The organism is Formivibrio citricus (assembly GCF_900115065.1).
Lineage (GTDB): Bacteria > Pseudomonadota > Gammaproteobacteria > Burkholderiales > Chitinibacteraceae > Formivibrio > Formivibrio citricus.
The window spans coordinates 69,091-92,316 of sequence record NZ_FOVE01000003.1 but is presented as its reverse complement, the minus strand read 5'-3'; the positions used below and the strand labels follow the sequence as shown (position 1 = coordinate 92,316).

Genomic DNA, 23,226 nt, shown 5'->3' with positions numbered 1-23,226 from the left:
ACGGGTTCTGAGAACAGGTTCTGAGAACAGGTTCTGACCCCGGCCAGCGATTTTTCCTATCATTGAAGTCGAGCGTTCAAAAAACAAGGGAGGGGAAATCATGGAACAAGCCATGTTGGCGCGCCAGTTGCCCAAGCGGGCGCTGGCGCTGGTGCTGGCCGGAGGGCGCGGCAGCCGCTTGCAGGATCTCACCAACAACCGGGCCAAGCCGGCGGTCTATTTCGGCGGCAAGTTCCGGATCGTGGATTTTGCGCTGTCCAATTGCATCAATTCAGGCATCCGCCGCATCGGGGTGGTCACGCAATACAAATCGCACTCGCTGCTGCGTCACTTGCAGCGTGGCTGGTCCTTCCTGCGCAGCGAATCCAACGAATTCATTGACCTCCTGCCCGCACAGCAGCGCGTGGACGAAGAACACTGGTATCGCGGCACGGCCGATGCGGTCTACCAGAATCTCGACATCATCCGCGACTATGGCCCGGAATACATCGTGATCCTGGCCGGAGACCACATCTACAAGATGGATTACTCGCGCATGCTGCTCGACCATGTGGAGCTGGGCGCGGATTGCACCGTCGGCTGCATCGAAGTGCCGCGTGCGGAAGCCAGCGCCTTCGGCGTGATGGCTGTCGACGATTCGCGCAAGATCACGGCCTTTGTCGAAAAACCGGCCGATCCGCCCGCCATGCCGGGGCGCGAGGATGTATCGCTGGCTTCGATGGGCATCTACATATTCAACGCCCAATACCTGTACCGCCTGCTGGATGAAGACTTGGCCGACCCGCAATCGAACCATGATTTCGGCAAGGAACTGATTCCCAAGGCGGTGAGCGAGGGCAGGGCGTTTGCCCACCCCTTCAGCCTGTCCTGCGTGACGAGCGGCGACGGCAGCCAGTGCTACTGGCGCGATGTCGGCACGGTCGATGCCTACTGGGCGGCGAACCTCGATCTCGCGTCGGTGATGCCGGAGCTGGACGTCTACGACCGCTCCTGGCCGATCTGGACTTACCAGGAGCAGTTGCCGCCCGCCAAGTTCGTGCAGGACATCAACGGCTCGCACGGCATGACGCTCAACTCGCTGGTTTCCGGCGGCTGCATCGTCTGCGGCTCGCTGGTGCTCAATTCGGTGCTGTTTTCCAAGGTGCGCGTGGATTCGTTCTGCACCGTCGATTCGGCCGTGATCCTGCCCAGCGTGACGATCGGGGGCGGCTGCCGGCTGCGGCGCTGCGTGATCGACCGCGGCTGCGAGATACCGCCTGGCCTGATCGTCGGCGAAAACGCCGAGGAAGACAGCCGACGTTTCTATCGCACCGATAATGGTGTGGTGCTGATTACGGCGGAGATGCTGAAGAAACTGGGCTGAGGCAATGCCGTTCACTTTAAGGATTTTCATGCGCCTGCGGCGCGGAGTTTAGGGCCGGTTCCGCCCGGCAGACGGGAAAGGGATTTGTCTCGCCAAATCCCCTTCACCCCTAGGCGAGCCCATTCCGGCGCCCCTGCGGGGTTCCCTGCGATGCTCGCAAGACGCGGCGGCTGCGCAACTCGGCCTGCGGCCTCAAACAGTGCTCGCCGAATTCCCGCGCCTTGCTGTGCTTCTCGGCGCCTTCCAGGGCGGGGTGTGCTGCATGCAGCGCTGATCAAGAAAAACGCCGTTCACTTGGCTTAAGAGAGCGGTATTAGGGCTGAAGGACAGAAAAGATGTTGACCATTTCAGATGATGCACTGGCGCTGATCAAGAAGAAGCAGTTGCCGATCACGATCGGCGTTCCACCATCGATCAACGGCTGTTGCATCGAAGTCACCGAAGCGCCTTCGGTCAGCTTTGGCGAGCCGCAGCGGCCTGCGGATTATTCCGTGCAAACGATTCAGGGCGTGGTCGTGTACATGCCCAAATGTTTGAATCTGCTCCACCCGCTTACCATCCGCAGCAAAGGCATGCTCGGCTTCGAGTGGCTTTACGTGGACGGCTGGCGCTTGTTGTAGCAAGCCAATTTCAAAAAAATTTCTCATTCCATACGAGCATGAATATGCGCATTCTCCATGTCTGTTCCGAACTTTTCCCCTTGCTCAAGACCGGAGGCTTGGCCGATGTGGCCGGGGCGCTGCCGCTGGCGCTTGCGCGTCACGGTGTCGAAGCGCGAGTGCTGCTGCCGGGGTTTCCGGCCATCCTGTCCGGCCTGCACGATGCGGGCGAGGTAGGGCAACTGGAAACGTTTGCCGGCCCTGTCCGGCTTTTGCACGGGCGGACGGCGGATGGTTTGAGCTTGTATGTGATCGACGCGCCGCACCTCTATGACCGCCCCGGCAATCCGTACCACGACGCCAACCAGATCGCCTATGCCGACAACCCCCAGCGCTTTGCCGTGCTCGGCTGGGTGGCGGCACTGCTGGCCAACGGGCTGGATCCTCATTGGCGCCCCGAGGTAGTTCACGGCCACGACTGGCATGCCGGGCTTGCTCCGGCCTACCTTGCCGCCATGGGCCGCCCGGCGAAGTCGGTCTTCACGATCCATAACCTCGCCTATCAGGGCATATTTCCGGCGAGCTTCCATGCCGAACTGGCCTTGCCCGCGCATTTCTTCGATGTGCACGGCGTGGAGTATCACGGTCGACTTTCCTTCATGAAAGCGGGCGTTTTCTTTGCCGACCGCATCACCACGGTGTCGCCCAGCTATGCGGCGGAAATCACCACGCCGGAGCAGGGGTGCGGGCTGGATGGCTTGCTGCGCGGGCGCAGTCCGGTGCTGTCCGGCATCCTCAACGGCGTGGACGATTCGGTCTGGAGCCCGGCAAACGATGCGTTGATTCCTGCGCGTTACAGCGCGGCACGGATCGCGGGCAAAGCCAAGTGCAAGGCTGCATTGCAGGAGGCATGCGGTCTGGAAGTGACGCCGGACAAACCGCTGTTTGCCGTGGTCAGCCGCTTGACCGAGCAGAAAGGGCTGCATCTGGTGCTGGCCGGTCTGGCAGAAATCACCTCGCGCGGCGGGCAGGTGGCATTGCTCGGCAGCGGCGATGCTCAGATGGAAGCGGCATTTAGCGCCGCCGCAGCAGCCGATCCGGCCAACGTGGCGGTGCGCATCGGTTATGACGAAGACTATGCCCACTGTATCATGGCCGGCAGCGACGTCATCATGGTGCCCAGCCGCTACGAACCGTGCGGGTTGACCCAGCTTTACGGCCTGAAATACGGAGCCCTGCCGTTGGTGCGCCGGGTGGGCGGCTTGGCCGATACCGTGGTCGATTGCAGCCTGGAAAATCTTGATGCGGGCACGGCGACCGGCATGGTGTTCGATGAATTCAGCGTGGATGGCTTCACGCAAGGCGTACGCCGCGCCTTTGCGCTCTGGTCGCGCCCCAAGGACTGGAAAACCGTGCGCAGCCGGGCGATGGGCATGGATTTCGGCTGGGATCATGCGGCGAGGGAGTATGCGGGGTTGTATAGGGCGTTGCTGGCGACCACCTGATTTGTGTTCTGCAACGGGTAAGAACCTGTTCACGCTCTTGCTGCGAAACCGTGATCGGGGCTCATGTGCTGCTCGGAATCCTCATGTACTCCTTGTGCACCCCGGTTTTTGCGCTGCTCTTCACCCCGCTGATGGTTTCTCGCCATAGATCGTAAACAGGTTCTAAAGCCACCTCGGCTTTGCCTGGATATTGTTGCGAAAATAAAAACCCGGAGCGCTTTGAGCGCTCCGGGTTTTTCATGCGAGCCATTCAAAGCGTCGGGTAATCTGTGTAACCCTCGGCACCGCCGCCGTAGAATTTGTCGGGATCGGGTGTATTGAGCGGCGCGTTTTCCTGGAACCGCCTGGGAAGATCGGGGTTGGCGATGAAGGGGCGACCAAACGCGATCGCGTTGGCGATCCCGGCGGCAATGACCGCTTCGGCTTTTTCTGCCGTATAGTTGCCGCAGTAGATCAGGCAACCGGGGAAGGCCAGGCGCAAATCGCGACGGAATTCGGCGCTCAAGGGCTGCCCGCCTGCCCAGTCCGGCTCGGCGATGTGCAGGTAAGCCAAACCGCGCCGGGTGAATTCACTGCCCAGATACAGCGCCATGTCCTCGCTCTGCGGATCGTCCATGTCGTTGAAAACTCCGCCCGGAGATAGGCGCACGCCGATGCGGTCGAAGCCGATTTCTTCACCAATGGCGTCGATGATTTCCAATACCAGCCGTGCCCGGTTTTCCAGATCGCCGCCGTACTGATCGGTGCGCTGGTTGGTGTTGGGCGAAAGGAACTGGTTCAGCAGATAGCCGTTGGCCGCATGCACCTCGACCAGATCAAATCCGGCCCTGCGGGCACGACGCGCAGCGCGCACGAAATCGTCGATCAGGCCGGGGATTTCGGCGCTGGACAGGGAGCGCGGTTCATCGCAGGGCACATTGGCAGGCGTCCCGTCTGGCAGAACAACAAAGCTTTTGGAATTCTCGGCGCGGACGGGCGAGGGGGCAACGGGCGCTACGGCGTTGGCCTGCAGCAGATGGTGCGAAATCCGCCCGACATGCCACAACTGCAAGGCGATCTTACCGCCCTTGGCATGCACGGCATCGACTACGCCCTTCCAGCCCTTTTCCTGCGCATCGGTATAGATGCCCGGCGTCCAGGCATAACCTTGCCCCTGCCGGGAAATCTGCGAAGCCTCGGTGACAATCAGCCCTGCCCCGGCGCGCTGGGCATAGTATTCCGCATTGAGCGACGTGGGTACGTCGCCCGGCTGCCCTGCGCGCGAGCGGGTCATCGGCGCCATGATCAGGCGGTTTTTCAGCGAAACGGTTCCCAAAGAAAGAGGGGAAAACAGGTGATCGAGCGGCATGGGTATTCTCCTGGATAGGGATGTTTAGATCATAGGCTGTGGAGCCGGCTTATGAAGCTTGTTTTCGGGTTTACGACGAGCAACTGACGCTGATTTCGCTGGCCCAGTCCGGTGGCGGAAGCGCGTAATCGGCAAATTCCGCTTGTTCGCGGAAAGGCTCGGAAAGACAGCGCCGCAGACGTTCGATTTCGCTGGTGTCCTGTTCGTCCTGTGCCTTGCGGATGGCAGTTTCGGCCAGATGGTTGCGTAGTACATAGACCGGGTTGCAAGTATTCATGCGCGCAACACGGTCCTCACGGGGAGTACCGTCCAATTCCAGTCGGGCCAGATAATCCTGCGTCCAGGCATCGAAGGCTTCGCGGTCGATAAACATGTCCCGCAGCCGCGACGCAGCGGTATCCAGCTGGCTCAGCGCGCGCCAGAAAATCGTCCAGTCCGTGCCGGATTGCTGCAGCAGAACCAGCAAGCGGCCCAGAAGTTCCCAGTCGCTTTCCATCCAGGTTTTCAGACCCAGTTTTGCTTGCATCTGCTCTCCGTAGCGGGCTTCGAATACGGCTTGGTAGTCTTTCAGTACGTCGTTGAGCGCATCTTGCTCGCATAGCGGGGTAAGCGCCTGCGCCAGGCAATACAGGTTCCACAGACTGATCTCCGGTTGGCGGTGGTAGGCGTAGCGACCGAGGGTGTCGGAGTGGTTGCAGATGTGCTGGGCGTTGAAGCCATTCATAAAGCCGAAAGGACCGTAATCGAGCGTGAGCCCGAGAATCGACATGTTGTCGGAGTTCATCACACCATGGCAGAACCCGACCGCCTGCCAACGGGCGATCAGCGCTGCGGTGCGTTCGCTGACTTCCCGCAACAGTGCGGCATAGGGGGCCGGATCATCCCGGCAGGCCGGGTAGAAGTGTTCAATCACCCAGTCGGCCAACTGGCGCAACGTGGCATGGTCGCCCGACCAGTAGCAGAACTCGAAATGGCCAAAGCGCACAAAGCTGGGCGCTACCCGCAACAGGACTGCCAGCGGCTCCGGGGCTTCCCTCAGAACCATGTCGTCCGATCCGACCAGCCCCAATGCGCGCGTGGTCGGAATGCCCAGACCATGCAGGGCTTCCGAAGCCAGATATTCCCGAATGGCCGAGCGCAGTACCGAACGCCCGTCTGCCCCGCGCGAATACGGCGTCGGGCCGGCGCCCTTGAGCTGGAGCTCCAGAATCTCGCCATCCGGTGTGGCATGTTCCCCGATCAGCAGCGCGCGCCCGTCACCCAGTTGCGGCACATAGGAACCGAACTGATGCCCGGAATAAACACTGGCTAACGGGCTGGCCGACTCTGGCAGCCGGTTGCCGGCCAGAATTTCTGCCAGATGGGGCTGCGCGGCCGGATCGGGTTCAAAGCCAAGATGCGCTGCCAATGGGGCATTCCACGCCAGCAGGCGTGGTGCACGAACCGGCGTGGCCGAAAGACGGGTATAGAGCGCCTCTGGCAATGTGCCAAAGCGCGAATAAGGAACGAATCGATGCAGTGTGTGAGGCATGGGCATCCGGCAGACAAGCCGCATCTGCACTATTAATCGAGTATTTTACTCGGATATATATGCGGGCATTGTTTGGGGATGCAAGGGGGTAAATCTGGTACGAGCAGCGGAGTCGATTCCGCTCATGGTTCGTTAGACTTGTCATGAACGGAATCAGGGCAGGTTCGGCTTGTATCTACGGCTTGCGCTTCCCCGCCGGTTTCCCTGCCGGCTTGCCGGCCAGCGGTCTGCGCGGCGGTGTTTTGGTTCCGACCGGGCGGGCCAGTGCCTTGCCGCCGGCGGGGCGAGGTTCGGGTTTGCGGGCGCCTTCGCTTTTCTGACCGGTGCCGGCGGGTTGGAACCATGGCACCAGATGATGCTTGCCGTTGCCGATCAGGTCGCGGCGGCCCATACGTTGCAGGGCTTCGCGCAAGAGTGGCCAGTTTTCCGGATCGTGGTAGCGCAGGAAGGCCTTGTGCAGGCGGCGAGTGACAGCTTTCTTGGCGGTGAAGACCTCTTCCGAATCGTGGGTGACCGGGCTGAGCGGGTTCTTGCCGCTGTGGTACATGGTCGAGGCGAGCGCCATGGGGCTGGGCAGGAAGTTCTGCACCTGGTCGAGGCGGAAGCCGTTCTTCTTGAGCCAGAGCGCGAGCTCCAGCATGTCATCGTCGTTCGTGCCCGGATGCGCGGCGATGAAGTAGGGGATCAGGTATTGTTCCTTGCCCGCTTCCTTGGAGAACTTGTCGAATAGCAGCTTGAACTTGTCGTAGGTGCCGATACCCGGTTTCATCATCTTGGAAAGCGGGCCTTCGGCGACATGCTCGGGGGCGATCTTGAGGTAGCCGCCGACATGGTGGGTGACCAGTTCCTTGACGTATTCCGGCGATTCGACGGCGAGGTCGTAGCGCACGCCGGAACCGATCAGGATCTTCTTGATGCCCTTGAGCGCACGTGCTTTACGGTAGAGCGCAATCAGCGGCGCGTGGTCGGTGTTGAGGTTCTTGCAAATGCCGGGGAACACGCAGGAGAACTTGCGGCAGGCAGATTCGATCTTCGGGTCTTTGCAGTGCAGCCGGTACATGTTGGCCGTGGGGCCGCCGATGTCGGAGATGATGCCGGTAAAGCCGGGTACGGTATCGCGGATGGTTTCGATCTCGTGCAGGATCGATTCCTCACTGCGGTTCTGGATGATGCGGCCTTCGTGCTCGGTGATCGAGCAAAAGGCGCAGCCGCCGAAACAGCCGCGCATGATATTGACCGAGAAGCGGATCATCTCGTAGGCCGGCAGCTTGGCACCCTGGTAGGACGGGTGCGGAATGCGCTGGTAGGGCAGGTCGAACACGCCATCGATTTCCGGCGTGGTCAGCGGGATCGGCGGCGGGTTGATCCAGACATCGCGCTCGCCGTGGCGCTGCACCAGCGCCCGGGCGTTGCCGGGGTTGAGTTCGAGGTGCATGACGCGCGAGGCGTGAGCATACAGCACGCGGTCGTTGCAGACCTGCTCGTAGCTCGGCAGGCGGACGGCGCAGTGGCTTCGGTCGAGCCGGGGCTTGGGAACGAAGCGCAGCGGCTGCGTGCCGGGATCGGTGGTGGCCTGTGCCGGCTCTTCGGCATACGGGTTGATGTGCGGCTCGATGCGGCCCGGCCGGTCGAGATCGGTCGAATCGATCTCGGCAAAGCCTTCCGGCCATTTTCTGAGCATGAACGCGGTGCCGCGCACGTCGGTGATTTCGCTCACCGGCTCCTTGCGGGCGATGCGGTGCGCGATTTCGACCAGCGCGCGTTCGGCGTTGCCATAGAGCAGCAGATCGGCCTTGGAGTCGACCAGTACCGAGCGGCGTACCTTTTCGCTCCAGTAATCGTAATGCGCGATGCGGCGCAGGCTGGCTTCGATGCCGCCGATCAGGATCGGCACATCGGGGAACGCTTCGCGGCAGCGCTGCGAGTACACCACCACGGCCCGGTCCGGGCGCTTTCCGGGCTCGGCGTTGGGCGTGTAGGCATCGTCGGAGCGGGTTTTCCGGTCCGACGTGTAGCGGTTGATCATCGAATCCATGTTGCCGGCGCTCACGCCCCAAAACAGGTTGGGTTTGCCGAGTTTTTTGAAATCGTCTGCCGATTTCCAGTCCGGCTGGCTGATGATGCCGACGCGGAACCCCTGCGCTTCCAGCAGGCGGCCGATGATCGCCATGGCAAAGCTCGGGTGGTCGACATAGGCATCGCCGGTCACCAGGATCACGTCGCAGCTATCCCAGCCGAGCGCATCCATTTCTGCGCGGCTCATGGGCAGGAACGGCGCGGTGCCGAAGCGGCTGGCCCAGTATTTGCGGTAGCTGAAAATGTTCTTGGCGGGCTGCATGGGGGAAACTCAAAAAGCAAGGGCGCGATTATAGCGCCCTTGCGGTTTTGTTGCCTGGTAAAACTTGTTTTATCAGTGGGTTAGTGGCTGAGTGGAGGAACTGGTTAGCCAAGTCTTTTGGAAAACGGTGAAATGGAAATGGCCACCAGTGGGGTTGATTCTGCATTCGGATCGAGGCCGCCATGTATTGTTCACATTGCTGCTGCAAACTGGTTGATCAATTGGGTATGCAGGCCCCATGTCGTCGAGGGGAAGTGTCGACTGACTGGGCGGGCGGAGCATCGATTTGGGGAGGGCATCGAGATTTTTTACGACCGCCAACGGCGCAGTTCGCGCTTTGGTAATTTGGTCTCAGCCGTATTTGCACAAAAATTCAGCATAGGCTCCAGGGCTGGTCTGCACAGGTCCATTTCGGACGCCACAGGGCGCGGCCATGCGCCTTCGTTGCAATTGCAGGGGCTTTCCCTGGGGCATGAAGCCGTTTCATCGACAGCGGAGCATTTCTCACATCCGGAATTGTGATATGGCATGCTAAAATCCGCGCTTCACAATCAACCACTCAAGACTTCGCCATGTTCTCCAAGTCTCTTACTATCGCCAAATACGATGCTGAACTCGCTGCAGCCATGCAGGCCGAGTGTGTTCGCCAGCAGGATCATATCGAGTTGATCGCTTCCGAAAACTATGTTTCCGCCGCCGTGATGGAAGCACAGGGTTCGCAACTGACCAACAAGTATGCAGAAGGTTACCCGGGCAAGCGTTTCTACGGTGGTTGCGAACATGTGGACGTAGTCGAGCAGATTGCCATTGATCGCCTGAAGCAGATCTTCGGTGCTGAATATGCCAACGTACAGCCGCATTCCGGGTCGCAAGCCAACCAGGCAGTCTACTTTGCTTTCCTGAAGCCGGGCGATACTGTGATGGGCATGAACTTGGGCCATGGCGGCCATTTGACTCATGGTTCGCCGGCCAACCTGTCGGGTAAGCTGTTCAATATCATCCCCTACGGCCTCAACGACAAAGAAGAAATCGATTACGACGAGATGGAGCGCATTGCGCTGGAGCACAAGCCGAAGCTCCTGATTGGCGGCGCTTCTGCCTATGCCCTGCGTTTTGACTGGGCGCGTATGGCCGAGATTGCCAAAAAAGTTGGCGCCTATTTCATGGTCGACATGGCGCACTATGCCGGTCTGGTCGCGGCTGGTGTTTATCCGAACCCGGTGCCGCATGCCGATTTCGTGACCTCCACCACGCACAAGACGCTGCGCGGTCCGCGCGGTGGCGTAATCATGGCCAAGGCCGAATATGAGAAACAACTGAATTCCAGCGTGTTCCCAGCGCTGCAAGGCGGCCCGCTGATGCACGTGATCGCCGCCAAGGCTGTCGCGTTCAAGGAAGCGATGGAGCCGGAATTCAAGACCTATCAGGAACAGGTTCGCAAGAATGCCGATGCCATGGCCAAGACGCTGGCCGAACGCGGTCTGCGCATCATCTCCGGCCGTACCGAATCGCACGTGTTCCTCGTCGACCTGCGCCCGAAAGGCTTGACCGGCAAGGCTGCCGATGCTGCGCTGGGCAAGGCGCACATCACCGTCAACAAGAACTCGATCCCGAACGATCCGGAAAGCCCGTTCGTGACTTCCGGCATCCGTATCGGCAGCCCGGCCATCACCACGCGCGGCTTCAAGGAAGAAGAAGCGATTCTGGTGGCCAACCTGATTGCCGATGTGCTCGACAAGCCGGAAGACGAGGCCAATATTGCTGCTGTCGCGGCCAAGGTGACGGCGCTGACTGCCCGGTTCCCGGTTTACGGCGCCTAAAATCCGGGAGTGGGGAATGGGGAGTAGAGAGTGGTTTTTTGCCACTCCCGACTAACCACTCCCCACTTGCCGTTTATCTCGTTCTTTGATCCCGGGGAGTTGCTCCCATGAAATGTCCCTTCTGTGGTTCTCCCGATACCCAGGTCGTCGATTCCCGCGTTTCCGAAGAAGGCGATGCCATTCGCCGCCGCCGCCGCTGTACCGCCTGCGAAAAACGATTCACCACCTACGAAACCGCCGAAGTGCGCATGCCGCAAGTGGTCAAGCAGAACGGCCAGCGCGTCGAGTTCGACCGCGACAAGGTGCGGGTGAGCTTCCAGCGCGCGCTGCACAAGCGCCCGGTGCCGACGCAGTTGGTCGACGAGGCGATTGAGCGCATCATCCACAAGATTCTCTCGGCCGGAGAGCGCGAAATCCCGTCGCGCCAGATCGGCGAGCTGGTGATGAAGGAACTCGCCAAGCTCGACAAGGTGGCCTACGTGCGCTTCGCCTCGGTGTATCGCAGCTTCCAGGATCTGGACGATTTTCGCGACGCCATCAAGGAGGCAACCAGGGAATGAGTGCATCGCGTGTGGTCTGGGTCATCCGCCATTTGGCGTTCGAAGACCTCGGTTCGCTTTCCATTCTGTTTGCAGAGCGTGGACTGGCGGTTCGCTATCTCGAAGCCGGCGTGGATTCGCTGGCCGGGTTGTCGCAAGCGGGTCAGGGCGATCTGCTGGTCGTGCTGGGCGGCCCCATCGGCGTTTACGAAACCGCGGCCTATCCGTGGCTTGCGGAGGAAATCGAGGTTGTCGGCGACTGGCTGCGCCAGGGGCGCGCCACGCTGGGTATCTGCCTTGGTGCGCAACTGATGGCGGCGGCGCTGGGGGCGAAGGTCTATCCGGGATACGGCAAGGAAATCGGCTGGGCGCCGCTTGCGCTGACCGAAGCCGGCAAAGCTTCGCCCGTGCGCCATCTGGCCGGCGAACTCACGGACATGCTGCACTGGCATGGCGACACCTTCGATTTGCCCGACGGCGCGACGCTGCTGGCATCGAGCGCGCTCTATCCCAATCAGGTCTACGCCTGGGGTGAAAAGGCGCTGGCTTTCCAGTGCCACCCGGAATTCGACCATGCGCGCGTCGAGCAATGGCTGATCGGCCATGCTGGCGAATTGAACGCCATCAAAATGGATTTGCAATCGTTGCGCCAGCAAAGCCACGCCATGGGCGAGCGGCTGACGCAACAGGCACGAGCCTGTCTGGCCGAATGGCTGGATACGGAGCTGGCGTGAGTCTGCCCGACGAACCGTTCATGCGCCGCGCGCTCGAACTGGCCGCGCGCGGGTTGTATACCACCACGCCCAATCCGCGCGTCGGGTGCGTGATTGTGCGGGACGGAAAGATCATCGCCGAAGGTTGGCATGAACGTGCCGGAGAGCCGCATGCCGAGGTGCATGCCCTGCGTGCCGCCGGCGAACTTGCACGCGGCGCGACGGCGTATGTGACGCTGGAGCCCTGCAGCCACCACGGCCGCACACCGCCGTGCGCCGATGCGCTGATTGCGGCAGGTGTCGCGCGCGTGGTCGCTGCGATGCAGGATCCGAATCCGCAAGTGGCCGGCAACGGGCTGGCCCGGCTGGCGGCTGCAGGAATCGCGGTCGAAAGCGGTTTACTGGAGGCCGAGGCGCGTGAACTCAACATCGGCTTTGTCAGCCGCATGACGCGCGATCGGCCATGGTTGCGGATCAAGACCGGCTGCAGCCTTGATGGCCGCACCGCCTTGCCGAACGGCCAGTCGCAGTGGATCACCAGCCCCGAGTCGCGGGCCGACGTGCAGAAGCTGCGGGCGCGTTCATGCGCGATGCTGACCGGCATCGGCACCGTGCTGGCGGACGATCCGCAACTGACGGTGCGCGATTTCGCTATCGGCCGCCAACCCTTGCGCGTGGTGCTGGATAGCCGCCTGCGCATGCCGCCTTCGGCCAAATTGTTGCAGACGCCCGGTGTGCTGGTTGTTTGTGCGGAAGAAAACGCCGCTCGCCGCACAGCGCTCGAAGCGGCGGGGGCGGAAGTGATGTGCTTGCCGGTAAATGGCCGTGTCGATCTGATGGCTTTGCTGCTGGAACTGGGTCGGCGCGGCTGCAACGAAGTGACCGTCGAGGCCGGTGCCGAACTGGCCGGTGCGTTTGCCAGGGCCGGGCTGGTTGACGAATGGGTGATTTACCAGGCGCCGGTGCTGATCGGCGATCCGGCGAAGGGTGTGGCAAATCTGGGATTGGCCAGCCTGACCGAAAAATTGTGCCCGACACGGGTCGAAAAAGAAGCAGTTGGCCCCGATTTGAAATGGGCGCTGCGCTTCGGTATGGAGGAATAAACAATGTTTACCGGCATCATCCAGGCTGTGGGCCTGATCGAAACCGTAGAAAAATTTCCCGGCGGCGTGCGCCTGACGATTGCGGCGCCGGAGCTGGATCAATCCGACATGGGATTGGGCGACAGCATCGCCCACAACGGCGCGTGCATGACCATCACTGAGAAACTGGAGGGCGGGCGTTACCGCATCGATGTTTCTGATGAATCGCTGCGCTGCACCGCCGGGCTGGATCAGGCCGGGCGCAAGGTGAACCTGGAAAAGGCGATGCGGCTGGGCGACATGCTTGGCGGGCATCTGGTTTCCGGGCACGTGGACGGCGTCGGAACCGTGGTGGCTTTCGATCCCGTGGGCGAGAACCGCAACCTCGTGGTGCGCGCGCCGAAAGAGCTGGCCAAGTATCTGGCGGTCAAGGGCTCGGTGGTGGTGAATGGCGTATCGCTCACGACCAACCAGGTGGTCGACGTGGCCGATGGCTGCGAGTTTTCGATCAACCTGATTCCGCATACGCTGTCGGTGACCGGCCTTGGCGAGATCGCAGTGGGCGATCGGGTGAACCTGGAAATCGACCTCATCGCGCGCTACGTCGAACGCATGTTGAATCTACAAAATTAATATTCACCACAGAGACACAGAGGGCACAGAGTTCAAGCGAGCTGGTTCGTTGTTGTTTGTTTGGGTTTTCTCCCGATCTCTGTGGCTCTGTGGTGAAATCAATTTCAAGGAGTTTTTATGACCGTGTCCATTTCACCGGTTTCGGAAATCGTCGCCGACCTGCGGGCCGGCAAGATGGTGATTCTGGTCGACGAGGAAGACCGCGAAAACGAAGGCGATCTGGTTCTGGCTGCGGATTTCGTCACGCCGGAAGCGATCAATTTCATGGCCAAATACGGCCGCGGCCTGATCTGCCTGACGCTGACGCGCGAGCGCTGCCAACAGCTCAACTTGCCGCTGATGGTGTCGAACAACGGCTCTTCGCACGGCACCAATTTCACGATGTCGATCGAAGCGGCCGAGGGCGTTTCGACGGGCATCTCCGCAGCGGACCGCGCACTCACCGTCAAGAAGGCCGTGGCCTATCATGCCAAGCCGGCCGATCTGGTGCAGCCGGGGCATATCTTCCCGCTGATGGCGCAGCCGGGCGGCGTACTGGTGCGCGCCGGGCATACCGAAGCAGGCTGCGATCTGGCGCAGCTCGCCGGCCTTACGCCTGCATCCGTGATCTGCGAGATCATGAACGATGACGGCACGATGGCGCGCCTGCCGGAGCTCCTGGTGTTTGCCGCCGAACACGGGCTCAAGATCGGCACGATTGCCGACCTGATCCACTACCGCAGCAGTACCGAAACGCTGGTGGAATGCGTCGGCAGCCGCAAGGTGCAGACTTTCGCTGGCGAGTTCGACCTGCATGTATTCCGCGACAAGATGACTCAAGGCTGCCATCTGGCGCTGACGCTGGGCGACATCGTTGGCGCGGAGGAAACGCTGGTGCGTGTGCACGAGCCGCTTTCGGTCATGGACTGGCTCGATCTGAGCGCATCCTGGCATACCTGGAGCGTATCGCAGACGCTGGAGAAAATCCGCGAGGCAGGGAAGGGCGCAGTGATCCTCTTGCACCGCGACGAGTGTGGCAACGACATCTGCGCACGCGCCTTGCCGGAACTGGGGCTGCAAACCCCGCACAAGTGGGATTTGCGCACCTACGGTATCGGCGCGCAGATGCTCAAGGAACTGGGCGTCGGGCGCATGCGCCTGATGTCGCGCGAAAACAAAATCCCGAGCATGACCGGCTTCGGGCTGGAAATTACGGGTTTTCTGGCGCCGTAACGCTGCGTTTTCGCCAGGAATTTTTGCAAGCTTGACGGGCTGAACCCGTCCTATTCAATGATCTTTGACTGAAGGAAACAACATGACAATCAATGCGATTGCCCCGAATCTGAACGGGGCGGGCCTGAAGATCGGCGTGGTGATGAGCCGCTTCAATACGCCGGTTTGCGAGGGCTTGCGCGACGCCTGCCTGGCCGAACTCAAGGCGCTGGGCGTGGCAGAACAGGATGTCTGGCTCGGCACGGTGGCCGGTGCGCTGGAGATTCCGCTGGTGTTGCAGAAGCTCGCGCATACCAAGCGCTTCGATGCCCTGATCGCATTGGGCGCGGTGATTCGCGGCGAAACCTATCATTTCGAACTGGTTTCCAACGAATCCGGCGCTGGCGTGACGCGGATCGCGCTGGATCACGGTATTCCGGTGGCCAATGCCATCCTGACGACCGAGACCGACGAGCAAGCCGAAGTCCGCATGACCGAAAAGGGGCGCGATGCCGCCCGCGTTGCCGTGGAAACGGCCAATCTTCTCAAGGTGATCCGCTAACATGGCCGAACAACAGCAAAACAAACCCAAGGCTCCGGTCAAATCGGCGCGCCGCCGTGCCCGCGAATTTGCCGTGCAGGGCCTCTATCAATGGCTGCTGGCCCAGGATACCGTCGGCAGCATCGAACGTTTCCTGCGGGATAGCTCGACTTCGTTCGTGCGGGCCGACAGTGACCTGTTCCGCGCCATCCTGTTCGGTGCCGTCAAGGAATCGGCTGGTTTGAGCGAGGCGCTCAAGCCGCACGTCGACCGCGATTTCGCTGAAGTCAGCCCGGTGGAAAAGGCGATTCTGTTCGCTGCCGCGTTCGAAATCCTGCACATGCCGCAAACGCCGTATCCGGTGATCGTCAACGAGGCCATCGAACTCGCCAAGACTTTCGGTGGCACCGACGGTCACAAGTTCGTGAACGGCGTGCTCGACAAGCTGGCGGCGATTGCGCGTCATGCCGAAGTCGAGGCCGCGCGGAACAAGCGTCAGTGAACGAATTCGGCCTGATCGCGCGCTATTTCGACTGGCCCGCTCCGGCGGGCTGGCTCGGGGTGGGCGACGATGCGGCGTTGGTGCCGTTGACCGCGGACCGCGAACTCGCGGTGTCGGTCGACATGATGATCGAGGGGCGGCATTTCTTCGCCGATGCCGATCCGGGTTGCCTCGCGCGCAAGGCGCTGGCAGTCAACCTGTCCGACATGGCGGCTATGGGCGCCGAGCCCAAGTGGTTCACGCTGTCGCTGGCGCTGCCGGAAATCGACGTGGACTGGCTTGGCAGTTTCAGCCTCGGCTTGCGCGAGATGGCCGACGAATACGGCGTGGTGCTGGTCGGTGGCGATACCACGCGCGGTCCGCTGGCGATTTCGATCCAGATCGCCGGCGAGGTGCCGGCCGGTCAAGCCTTGCTCAGAAGCGGCGGCAAACCGGGCGACGATGTCTGGGTTTCCGGCCCGCTGGGCGCGGCGGCGGCGGCGGTCATGCACCGCCTGGGGCGGGTTGAATTGCCGCCCAAGCTGCGCGGGCAATGCGAGATTCGTCTCGATCTGCCCGTGCCGCGCGTTCAACTGGGAGTGCGCCTGCGTGGCCTCGCGAGTGCGGCGCTGGATATTTCCGATGGGCTGGTGGCCGATCTGGGGCATATTTGCGAGCGCTCCGGCTGTGGCGCGGAAATCATGCTGCCTGAAGTGCCTTATCCCCGCGAACTGGATTGCTTGCCGGAAACCCTGCTTGAAGAAGCCATCCTGGCGGGCGGCGACGACTACGAACTGTGCTTCACGGCGCCTGCCGCATCGCGATCCAGGATCGAAGCGCTTGGGCTTGATCTCGGCATGGCGCTGGCGCGCATCGGCAGCCTGACCGAGGGCGATGGTGTACGGGTATGCCGCGAAGACGGCTTGCGCCTTGAATTGGCGCGCGCCGGTTTCGATCATTTTTCTTGAGTTTTCCATGAACGGACCTGTATCCAAGCCCGATGTGGCTTTTCTTGTGTCGCATCCGGCGCATTTCATTGCGCTGGGATTCGGCAGTGGACTTGCTCCCAAGGCACCCGGCACTTGGGGAACGCTTGCTGCGCTGCCGCTCTATGCGTTGCTGAACTTTGCCCTGCCGCCGCTATGGATAGCACTGCTGTGCCTGCCGCTGTTTTTTTTGGGCGCGTGGGCTTCCGGCAAGACCTGCTCCGATCTGGGCGTGCCCGACTTCGGCGGCGTAGTGGTCGATGAAATCGTGGCAATGTGGCTGGTGCTGGCCTTCACCCCGGCGACGCTTGCTGGCTGGGGGGCGGCTTTCGCGCTGTTTCGCCTGTTCGATATCGTCAAACCCTGGCCGATCGGCTGGCTCGATGCGCGCGTGCCGGGCGGTATTGGGGTAATGCTGGATGACGTCGTGGCCGCGCTGTATGCCATACTCGGCATCAGGATTCTATTTCAGTAGATTCCAGCTTGTCGGGTTTTGTGTCGGGGTGGTGACAGGTCTCGTTAATCGGGAAGGTGTGTATTTGTTGCATAGCAGCAAAAATATGCCCGTGATTTAATGCGGCCTTCTTTTCGGGAGGGTAAGCCCATGATTGATCGTCCGCTGGTTGAAAAGGCTGCTGACAGCGGCGTGCGCAAGTTGTCCCTGCTGCAACATGATCCCGGCCGCTATCTGCTGCGCTCGATCCTGGCGGGGATGTACCTCTCAATCGTGGTGTTCGTATTCTGGGCGCTGTTGCACAACCTGCACGCTTCGCCCTTCGGAAAAGTAATCGCCTCGGCCTTTTTCGGCGTGGGTTTGTCGGTGATCGTCTTCACCAATGCCGAACTCTTTACCAGCAACAACATGTATCTGGCGGTGTCTTCCGCAGAAGGGCGGACCAGTTGGGGTTCGACGGTCCTGCTGTGGATCGCCTGCTATGTTGGCAATCTTGCCGGCGCTGGGTTGGTGGCTTTGCTGCTGTACGGTGCCCATGCCCTGGGTGATTTGCCGCTGGATCATGCGCTGTATAGCGGTGCAGCCCACAAGGTTCACCAGACCGCATCGGTCATCTTCTACAAGGGTGTGCTGGCCAACTGGATCGTTTGCCTTGCCGTGCGCCTGGCGCTGCGCTGCAAGGAAGACATCGCCAAGATCGCCATCATGATCCTGGTCGTGTTCATCTTCCTTTACCTGGGCTTCGAGCACTCGATTGCCAACATGGGTACATTCTCCATGTCCCTTCTGGGTAACGGCCAGATCAGGCTGGAAGAAGCACTCTACAACCTGGCATTCAGCACGCTGGGCAACATCGTTGGCGGCGCATTGTTCGTGGGATTGCCGTTCAGCTACATCAACCGGGAAGAAAACGCCTGATTTTTCGCGGGACAGGAAAGGGGCGCATGTTGCGCCCCTTTCTGTTTTTACTGCCGCCGCAAGTACAGCTTCTTCAGCTCCATCAGCCACAACACGCTGCTTGCCGTAACGATGCTGATCACCCATTCCTGCGCCGTCAGGGCTTCGGTCTTGAAGGCTGTCTGCAGGAACGGCAGATGGATCACGGCGATCTGCAGCAGGATGGCGATGGCGATGGCTATCCATAGCCAGCCGTTGCGCAACACGCCGTGGAAGGCGCTGCGTGTTTCCGAGCGGGCGTTGAAGGCGTTGAAAAGCTGGTAGAACACGAGCGTGTTGAATGCCATGGTCTGGGCGCGGGCCATGTTGCCGGTGCCGCCCGGAATCAGCCCGCCGGGCAGAACCCAGTCGGTCACGGCTAGCGTGCCGATGGCCATGATGATCCCCACCAGCATGATGTCCAGCCACATGGCCGGGGTGATGATGTTGGTTCTCGGGTCGCGCGGAGTTTGCCGCATGACATCGTGATCGACGGGGTCGACGCCCAGTGCCAATGCCGGCCCGGAGTCGGTCAGCAGGTTGACCCAGAGGATCTGTACCGCCAGCAGCGGCACGGTGATTCCCAGCCCGCTTTCCGGCTTGAGCCCGATCACGCCGGCCAGCAGTACGCCGAAGAACATGAAGAATACTTCGCCGATGTTCGAGGAGAGCAAAAAGCGCAGGAATTTCTGGATGTTGGCAAATATGGTGCGCCCTTCCTCGACCGCGGCGACAATCGAGGCAAAGTTGTCGTCGGTCAGGACCATGTCGGCCGCGCCCTTGGAAACGTCGGTGCCCGTGATGCCCATCGCGACGCCGATGTCGGATTTCTTCAGTGCTGGCGCATCGTTCACACCGTCGCCGGTCATCGCGGCAATGGCGCCTTCGGCCTGCAGTGCGGTGACGATGCGCAGCTTGTGTTCGGGGGCCACGCGGGCAAAGACCGAACACGTTTTGACCGTTTGCCGCAGTTGTTTGTCATTCATGCGCTGCAGTTCGGCACCGGTGACAGCATGCGCGCCTTTTTCTACGATTCCCAGCTCGATAGCGATGGCGGCGGCGGTGATCTGGTGGTCGCCGGTGATCATGATCGGGCGGATGCCGGCGGCTCGGGCTTCCGCAACGGCGGCGGCGGCTTCCGGGCGCGGCGGATCGATCATGCCGATGACGCCGAGAAAAACCATCTCGTTTTCGTGCTCTTCGCACAGGTTCCCGGTCAGTGCATCGCGATGCAGCAGGCGGTAGGCCACGCCGAGCGTGCGCAATGCCTCCTGCGCCAGATCTTCGATGCTGGTCAGGATCGCGGTGCGCCGTTCTGGCGTAAGCGGGCGGTCTTCGCCGTCGATCCATTCGTGCGTGCAGCGCGACAGCAGGATGTCGGGCGCGCCCTTGCTCGTCATGCGGATGTGGCCGGCGTGATAAATATCCAGTTGCGCGGTGCTCATCATCTTGCGCTCGGACGAGAAGGGTACTTCACCGATCCGGGTGTAGCGTGCATCGAGTTGCGCCCGAGTGATGCCGGCCTTGCGCGCGGCGACGATCAGCGCGGCTTCAGTTGGATCGCCCTGGATGCTCCAGCGTCCGTCCTGTTCGATCAGTTTTGCATTGTTGGCGAGCTCCGCGGTGTGCAGCGCACGCTCGACCGCATCCCTGACCGGGTCGCTCAAGGGCTGGCCTTGCTGGTGCAAGGTGCCGGACGGTTCGTAGCCGATGCCGCTGAAGTCGACCCGTTCGCCTGCGACGATGACCGAGCGCACGGTCATTTCGTTGCGGGTGAGCGTGCCGGTCTTGTCCGAGCAGATCACGGTGGTCGAGCCGAGTGTTTCGACCGAGTTGAGCTTGCGCACGATCACGTTGCGCTTGGCCATGCGCGCCATGCCGAGCGAAAGAATGATGGTGTTGATCGCGGTCAAGCCTTCCGGAACGGCGGCGACGGCGAGCGAAACCGAGAACATCAGGATCGCGACGAAGTGGCCCAGGGAAAGCTCGGCGCGGTAAATCCAGAGCAGCGTCAGCCCCATCACCAGTGCAATTGCGATGACGGACCGTCCTAGGAAATGCCCAACCTTGGCGAGCTCCTTTTGCAACGGCGTCGGTTCATCTTGCGTGGCGTGCAGCGATCCGGCAATGCGGCCGATTTCGGTGTCCGCACCCGTGGCCACGACCAGGGCGCGTCCCCTGCCGGACGTGACCGCCGTGCCGCTGAAAACCATGTTTTCCTGATCGCCGATGCCGGCTTCTTCCTGTATCGGCTGCGGATCCTTGCTGACCGGAGCGCTTTCGCCAGTGAGCGCAGCTTCTGCCACGCGCAGCGAGATGGATTCGATGACGCGAGCATCGGCTGGCAACGTGTCGCCTTCCTCGATCAGCAGGATGTCACCCGTGACCACTTCACGCGCAGCGATGGCTTGCTGTTCGCCGTCGCGCAGCACGCTCGCCGTGGGGGCCGACATGGCCTGCAGTGCCGCGACGGCTTCTTCGGCACGGCGCTCCTGCATGAACCCCAGCGTGGCATTGAGCAGTACGATGATCAGGATGGTGATGGTTTCGTAGGGCAGGCCGCTTTCGCCCTCGATAAACCAGGCCAGCAGCGAAATGCCCATTGCGCATAACAGCAAGACGGTAAGCGGATCGGTGAACTGGCGCAGAAATTTAATCCATCCGGGAACGGGGGGCGCTGCGGGCAGTTCGTTCGGGCCGTCAATCTGCAGGCGGTGGTTGGCTTCGGTCGTACTCAGTCCCGATGCAAGGTTGCTTTGTGCCGATTCCTGTATGGCATCAACCGGAAGGCGGTAGGGCGGGAGGGGGAGTTGGGTCTGGGCCAATGTCTTGTCCTCTGCTGGCTTGGAACACTGTTCTTCAATTATGGAAAATGGATTCGAAAAAGAGAGGGAAGTTAACGGAGTAAACCGGGGCCAAACAACAAAAAACGGCGATCCATGATCGCCGTTTTGGTCCTGATACAGGATTGCTTACTTGAGCTGCTTGAGCAGCGCATCCATGAGTTGCTTTTCCAGCGCCGGATCGGAGGTATTCTTGGCCTTGAGCGTGAGCACAGAGCGGTTGACTTCCTGTTTGATCTGCAACTGGTATTCGAGTTTTTCGGCTGCCAATTTCTTGTCGGCATCGTTCTTGCGCCAGAAGGCCAGCTTGCCCAGATAGTTGGTGGTTTCTTCCTTGGCGATGTCGGTATCGGCGCGGCGGACGTAATAGACGCCCTTGGTGCGGTCGCGATCGTTGATGACAAAGCCGGAGCGCTCGATTGCAAGACCAACACGCCGCCATGCGCGGTCGTACGAATCGAACACGCTGAGCGACTTGCCGTCTGCGGAAAGTTCGGCGCGGGTCAGTTGTTCTGCTGGCGTTTTGACCGTGGCGCGCGCCGTCTGCTCGTCCATGCCGAAGTGCTGCAACATCAGTGCGAGCATGTCGGCTTCCAGAACGGGATCGGAGGGACGCGGTTTCCAGATGGTATCGACATGAGCTGTCGTGTTGCGCAACTGGGTCGAGCCATCGTCACGGTAGGCTTCAATCATGCCGCGGTGCGTGACATAGATCTCGGTGGTTTCCAGTTCCGTGCCGCGCTCGATGCGGACATGATATTTGTCGAGTTCGCCGGTCGAGGCAAAACGGCTGGAAACCTTGTTGAGCAGGCGGGTCAGCGCATCCTGCGGCAGTTTGGCGCGGTTTTCCAGCCAGTCCGTTTCCATGATGCCCACGGCGGGGTTGTCCACGGTGATGAGGAAGCCGTTGGCGATCCAGAACTCACGGATCTCGTTCCAGAGTTTCTCCGGCTTGCCGCGCACGACCAGCCAGCGTTGTCCGCCCGCCGTGACCACTTTGGCCTTGGTGCTGCCTGGCAAAACCTGGGAGGCCGTGGCGCTGGCAGCAGCGACCAGCGTGGCGCGGGGCGGCAAGCTCAACGTGCTCTTGCTGGCCGGCGCGGAGAGGTCGGGTGGGACTTCCAGCGGATTCTTGGAAAGGTTGTCGCTTCCGGAACGGTAATCCACGCGGCGTTGCAACAGCAGGTCGTCGGAGGAACAGCCGGCGAGCACGAGGGCCAGCACGATGGGAACAAGACGGAATGCTTTCATTGTCTGCGCTTTTTCAAAAACAGGGGGTCATTATGCGTGAAAAATGTTTCACTCACAGCTTCGGCGTGAATCAGCACAGGCCGGCCTTGACGAGCGCCTTTTTCACCGCGGGCTGATTGGCCTCGGAAAGCCAAGTCAGCGGCAGGCGGATGCCCTTGCCGAGCAGGCCGAGTTCGGCCATGGCCCACTTGACCGGAATCGGGTTGGCTTCCACGAACAGATTGCGATGCAAATACTGCAGGCGATCGTTGATGAGGCGTGCTTCGTTGATCTTGCCCTGGCGTGCCAGCACGCACATCTCGTGCATCAGGCGCGGGGCCACGTTGGCAGTGACCGAGATCGTGCCGTGACCGCCGAGCAGGATGAAGGCCATGGTGGTGGCATCGTCGCCACTGTACAGTGCGAAATCGGACGGAACTCGGCTGACCAGGTCCACGGCGCGATCCAGATTGCCGGTGGCGTCCTTGATGCCGACGATGTTCGGCAGTTCTGCGAGGCGCAGCACGGTATCGTTCGAGAGGTCCGCAGCCGTGCGGCCGGGAACGTTGTAGAGAATGGTCGGGATGTCCACCGCTTCGGCGATAGCCTTGAAGTGCTGGTAGAGACCTTCCTGGCCGGGCTTGTTGTAGTACGGAACGACCGAGAGCGAGTAATTCGCGCCGATGTCCTTGGCGCGCTGGGCCAAATGGATGGCTTCACGGGTCGAGTTGGCGCCCGTGCCAGCGATCACCGGTACGCGTCCGGCAGCCTGCTCGACAAAAGTCCGGATGATCTCAAGGTGTTCATCGACATCGACAGTGGGCGATTCACCAGTGGTGCCAACGGCCACGAGGCCGTCAGTGCCCTGTTCGATGTGCCAGTCGATCAGCTTTCTCAGCGTTGCAAAATCCAGGTCGCCGTTTTCGAACATGGGCGTGGCGAGTGCGACAAGACTACCGGTCAGCATGGGCGGAAGTTTCCGTGTTGGACAATCACAAAACACGATTCTAACCGAATGGGCTGGGGCAGGGAACGCGCCCGCTGAGTTTTGCCGGTTTTTACTCTAGTAGTCAGTCACGCAGGTTTGCGTGGA

The 23,226-nt window shown here is 61.1% G+C and carries 20 protein-coding genes; 14 read left to right on the top strand and 6 right to left on the bottom strand.

Features of this window, described 5'->3' with window-relative positions:
- The first annotated feature begins 100 nt into the window (after positions 1-100).
- From glgC to glgA, 3 genes are all read left to right on the top strand, one after another.
- Positions 101-1,363: a glucose-1-phosphate adenylyltransferase gene (gene glgC / locus BMZ36_RS02745; protein ID WP_091191112.1), complete on the top strand. Its 1,263-nt coding sequence runs from the start codon at positions 101-103 to the stop codon at positions 1,361-1,363.
- A 335-nt stretch (positions 1,364-1,698) separates the two neighbouring features.
- A complete protein-coding gene (locus BMZ36_RS02740) occupies positions 1,699-1,983 on the top strand; it encodes a CC/Se motif family (seleno)protein (RefSeq protein WP_091191109.1) in 285 nt (94 codons plus the stop codon).
- A gap of 44 nt (positions 1,984-2,027) precedes the next feature.
- On the top strand, positions 2,028-3,467 hold the full coding sequence (gene glgA / locus BMZ36_RS02735; protein WP_091191380.1) for a glycogen synthase GlgA: 1,440 nt from the start codon (positions 2,028-2,030) through the stop codon (positions 3,465-3,467).
- A gap of 250 nt (positions 3,468-3,717) precedes the next feature.
- Here glgA and BMZ36_RS02725 read toward each other — a convergent pair whose 3' ends face one another.
- The 3 genes from BMZ36_RS02725 to BMZ36_RS02715 form a co-directional block, all read right to left on the bottom strand.
- On the bottom strand, positions 3,718-4,815 hold the full coding sequence (locus BMZ36_RS02725; RefSeq protein ID WP_091191105.1) for an alkene reductase: 1,098 nt from the start codon (positions 4,813-4,815) through the stop codon (positions 3,718-3,720).
- Between the two features lie 70 nt (positions 4,816-4,885).
- On the bottom strand, positions 4,886-6,352 hold the full coding sequence (locus BMZ36_RS02720) for a protein adenylyltransferase SelO (RefSeq protein WP_373277398.1): 1,467 nt from the start codon (positions 6,350-6,352) through the stop codon (positions 4,886-4,888).
- A 169-nt stretch (positions 6,353-6,521) separates the two neighbouring features.
- The gene (locus BMZ36_RS02715; protein WP_091191098.1) at positions 6,522-8,684 is read right to left on the bottom strand and encodes a YgiQ family radical SAM protein; all 2,163 of its coding nucleotides are present in this window, start codon (positions 8,682-8,684) and stop codon (positions 6,522-6,524) included.
- Between the two features lie 572 nt (positions 8,685-9,256).
- Between BMZ36_RS02715 and glyA the strand changes: the two genes are divergently transcribed.
- The 11 genes from glyA (at position 9,257) to BMZ36_RS02660 (ending at position 18,042) form a co-directional block, all read left to right on the top strand.
- Positions 9,257-10,504 carry a serine hydroxymethyltransferase gene (gene glyA / locus BMZ36_RS02710; protein ID WP_091191096.1) on the top strand — a complete coding sequence of 416 codons (1,248 nt, stop codon included), beginning with the start codon at positions 9,257-9,259 and terminating at the stop codon, positions 10,502-10,504.
- Between the two features lie 107 nt (positions 10,505-10,611).
- Positions 10,612-11,064: a transcriptional regulator NrdR gene (gene nrdR, locus BMZ36_RS02705; protein ID WP_091191095.1), complete on the top strand. Its 453-nt coding sequence runs from the start codon at positions 10,612-10,614 to the stop codon at positions 11,062-11,064.
- On the top strand, positions 11,061-11,777 hold the full coding sequence (locus BMZ36_RS02700; RefSeq protein WP_091191091.1) for a glutamine amidotransferase: 717 nt from the start codon (positions 11,061-11,063) through the stop codon (positions 11,775-11,777). The genes nrdR and BMZ36_RS02700 overlap by 4 nt, the downstream gene beginning before the upstream one ends.
- Positions 11,753-12,859 (top strand): bifunctional diaminohydroxyphosphoribosylaminopyrimidine deaminase/5-amino-6-(5-phosphoribosylamino)uracil reductase RibD, encoded by a 1,107-nt coding sequence (gene ribD / locus BMZ36_RS02695; RefSeq protein ID WP_091191088.1) that lies wholly within the window; start codon positions 11,753-11,755, stop codon positions 12,857-12,859. Before BMZ36_RS02700 ends, ribD begins: the two co-directional genes overlap by 25 nt.
- 3 nt (positions 12,860-12,862) lie before the next feature.
- On the top strand, positions 12,863-13,471 hold the full coding sequence (locus BMZ36_RS02690; protein WP_091191086.1) for a riboflavin synthase: 609 nt from the start codon (positions 12,863-12,865) through the stop codon (positions 13,469-13,471).
- 117 nt (positions 13,472-13,588) lie between these two features.
- Complete coding sequence (gene ribBA / locus BMZ36_RS02685) at positions 13,589-14,683, top strand: bifunctional 3,4-dihydroxy-2-butanone-4-phosphate synthase/GTP cyclohydrolase II (RefSeq protein ID WP_218142613.1); 1,095 nt, start codon at positions 13,589-13,591, stop codon at positions 14,681-14,683.
- An 82-nt stretch (positions 14,684-14,765) separates the two neighbouring features.
- On the top strand, positions 14,766-15,224 hold the full coding sequence (ribH, locus tag BMZ36_RS02680; RefSeq protein ID WP_091191083.1) for a 6,7-dimethyl-8-ribityllumazine synthase: 459 nt from the start codon (positions 14,766-14,768) through the stop codon (positions 15,222-15,224).
- 1 nt (position 15,225) lies between these two features.
- A complete protein-coding gene (nusB, locus tag BMZ36_RS02675; protein ID WP_091191079.1) occupies positions 15,226-15,705 on the top strand; it encodes a transcription antitermination factor NusB in 480 nt (159 codons plus the stop codon).
- The gene (thiL, locus tag BMZ36_RS02670; protein ID WP_091191076.1) at positions 15,702-16,652 is read left to right on the top strand and encodes a thiamine-phosphate kinase; all 951 of its coding nucleotides are present in this window, start codon (positions 15,702-15,704) and stop codon (positions 16,650-16,652) included. The genes nusB and thiL overlap by 4 nt, the downstream gene beginning before the upstream one ends.
- Positions 16,653-16,659: 7 nt before the next feature.
- A complete protein-coding gene (locus BMZ36_RS02665; protein ID WP_091191074.1) occupies positions 16,660-17,145 on the top strand; it encodes a phosphatidylglycerophosphatase A family protein in 486 nt (161 codons plus the stop codon).
- A gap of 129 nt (positions 17,146-17,274) precedes the next feature.
- Positions 17,275-18,042 carry a formate/nitrite transporter family protein gene (locus BMZ36_RS02660; protein ID WP_177187749.1) on the top strand — a complete coding sequence of 256 codons (768 nt, stop codon included), beginning with the start codon at positions 17,275-17,277 and terminating at the stop codon, positions 18,040-18,042.
- 47 nt (positions 18,043-18,089) lie between these two features.
- Here BMZ36_RS02660 and BMZ36_RS02655 read toward each other — a convergent pair whose 3' ends face one another.
- From BMZ36_RS02655 to dapA, 3 genes are all read right to left on the bottom strand, one after another.
- Complete coding sequence (locus BMZ36_RS02655) at positions 18,090-20,885, bottom strand: cation-translocating P-type ATPase (protein WP_091191069.1); 2,796 nt, start codon at positions 20,883-20,885, stop codon at positions 18,090-18,092.
- A gap of 147 nt (positions 20,886-21,032) precedes the next feature.
- A complete protein-coding gene (gene bamC, locus BMZ36_RS02650; protein WP_091191067.1) occupies positions 21,033-22,154 on the bottom strand; it encodes an NlpB/DapX family lipoprotein in 1,122 nt (373 codons plus the stop codon).
- A 70-nt stretch (positions 22,155-22,224) separates the two neighbouring features.
- A complete protein-coding gene (gene dapA / locus BMZ36_RS02645) occupies positions 22,225-23,100 on the bottom strand; it encodes a 4-hydroxy-tetrahydrodipicolinate synthase (RefSeq protein WP_091191064.1) in 876 nt (291 codons plus the stop codon).
- Between the last annotated feature and the right edge of the window lie 126 nt (positions 23,101-23,226).